The following is a 786-nucleotide window of genomic DNA, read 5'->3' as shown; positions in this document are numbered from 1 at the left end:
CACAGAATTCAAGAAATGGCGATCGTGCGAGATGATAATCATCGTACATTTTCGCTCATTCAAAACCGTACCGAGCCACTCAATGGTATGAATGTCCAGGTTGTTGGTCGGTTCGTCCAAAAGCAAAATATCAGGGTTCGCGAACAAAGCCTGAGCTAATAACACTCTTAACTTCCAACCTGGTGCAACTTGTGCCATCAAACCAAAGTGGAATTCTTCAGCAATACCCGCTGATAGTAATATTTCCCCGGCTCGACTCTCCGCACTGTAGCCGTCCATCTCCGCAAATTGCGTTTCCAATTCAGCGACCTTCATGCCATCTTCTTCAGACATTTCAGGTAGGCTGTAGATACGATCACGCTCTTGTTTCACTTTCCACAGCTCAACATCACCCATGATCACTGCATCGACAACGCTGTACTCTTCGAAGGCAAACTGATCCTGGCTTAGTACACCGACCTTTTCACCTGGTGTTATAGAAACGTTACCGGACGTTGGTGTTAACTCACCACTCAGGATTTTCATAAAGGTTGATTTACCGCAACCATTAGCCCCGATTAAACCATAGCGATTACCGTTACCAAATTTAGCTGAAATGTTCTCGAACAAAGGTTCAGCACCAAACTGCATGGTGATATTAGCGGTAGAAATCAAGAGAGCGTCCTAGGTATTTGAAGGTGAGAGGCTCAGCTTGAATGTCTTTCAATCGGTTTTAGCAAAGAGTGACAGAAGCTTAAGCACAAAGGGGCGCGAACTATAAAGACTTGGGGCTAGAAAGTCGAGACA

The 786-nt window shown here is 45.2% G+C and carries 1 protein-coding gene; it reads right to left on the bottom strand.

Annotation, left to right across the window (positions count from 1 at the left end; all coding sequences use genetic code 11):
- The coding region (locus tag A3735_RS02330) for an ATP-binding cassette domain-containing protein (RefSeq protein WP_156499341.1) at positions 1 to 654 on the bottom strand (654 nt) is incomplete at its 3' end.
- Positions 655 to 786: the final 132 nt, after the last annotated feature.

The organism is Oleiphilus sp. HI0061, assembly GCF_001635675.1.
The sequence above is the reverse complement of the archived record's forward strand: the minus strand, read 5'-3'. Positions and strand labels throughout refer to the sequence as shown.